The organism is Micromonospora rosaria, from assembly GCF_001567585.1.
In the GTDB taxonomy this organism is placed as follows: domain Bacteria; phylum Actinomycetota; class Actinomycetes; order Mycobacteriales; family Micromonosporaceae; genus Micromonospora; species Micromonospora rosaria.
In genome coordinates this window covers 1-1,236 of sequence record NZ_LRQV01000304.1, presented here as the reverse complement: position 1 = coordinate 1,236, position 1,236 = coordinate 1, and the positions used below count along the sequence as shown (strand labels likewise).

Annotated in this window: 1 pseudogene; it reads right to left on the bottom strand. The window is 80.4% G+C overall.

From position 1 onward, the window contains the following. Positions 1 to 1,236, bottom strand: a pseudogene (locus AWW66_RS34735) (SCO7613 C-terminal domain-containing membrane protein); the annotation flags it as partial.

Below are 1,236 nucleotides of genomic sequence, written 5' to 3'. Positions count from 1 at the left end.
CCGGGCCGCCTCGGGCACCGCCCGCACGGCCAGCCCGGTCAGCGCGATGACCGCCGCGATGAGCAGCAGCGCCCGTCCGGGCAGGGCGACCGCTGCGATCCGGCTCAGCGCGACGATGACGGCGAGCGTGACGACGCCGGCCCCGACGTCCGGCAGGGGCGGCCGGCGCAGGGCGAGCGTGCCGGCCAGGCAGACCACGGCGGCCAGCAGCAGCGCCGTACCGGCACCGAGGGCGGCCGGTACGGTGGCCGCCCGCAGCAGCCCGGTGAGCGCGTACGCCAGGGCGAGCGCCACCGCGACCGCGTGCAGCCCCCAGGCGAGCTGCCGTAACCCCGGCACCGGCCGGGGCGGCCCGAGGGACGACCGGGGCCCCGGCTCGCCGCCGAGCACCTCGCCGCCCTCCTCGGGGTCGGTCTCCGGGCGGCCACCGGCGGGACGCGGCGGGCCGGCGGCACCGGGCAGGTCCCGGCGTACCGGCCGTTCCACGGTCAGCGCGGAGCCGGCCAGCCAGAGGTCGAGCGCACCGACCACGGTGAGCACCAGCGCCCAGCCGACCGCCCCGCCCAGCCACTCGTACGCCAGCAGCGGCAGCACCGGCTGGGCGGCCAGCACCGTGGCGAACCGGGGTGCGCGCAGGCCGCTCCAGCGGGCGTACCCGAGGGCGGTGCCGGCGGTGGCGGCGAAGACCCCGGCGGCGAAGACCGCGCCCGGTACGGCACCGGAGCCGACCCGGTCCACGGCCCACAGCGCGTACCCGGCCAGGGGCAGCAGGAGCAGCCCGACGGCGGCGATCGTCTCGGCGGTGGAGGTGAGTCCCCGGCGGGCCAGCACCGGCGGGGCGAGCAGCATCAGCACCGTGGCCAGCAGCAGGATGCCCAGCCGGCCGAGGGCGTCCATCGAGCTGGTGGCCAGGGCGGCGAAGACCACCGCGGCGACGCCGAGCAGCAACGCGCCCAACCCGAGGGGGATGTTCTGCACCTCGCGGGAGGACGACTCCGGCGGGTGCTCCGGGCTGTCGGCGTCCAGCCAGGTGGCGGTCGGCTCGGCGGCCGGCGGTGGTGGCGGATCCGCCGGCGGCGGCGGGCCCTGCCGGGGTACCCGGGGCGGGGCTCCGGCCCCCGGTCGGCTGCCGGTCGCCGGCCTGGCCCGCGCCGTCGCGTCGCCGGTGGGCGCCCCGGCGTGGGCCGCCGTCGGTCCCGCCCCGGCCGGGTCGGTGGCTCCCGCCGGGCCGGTGCC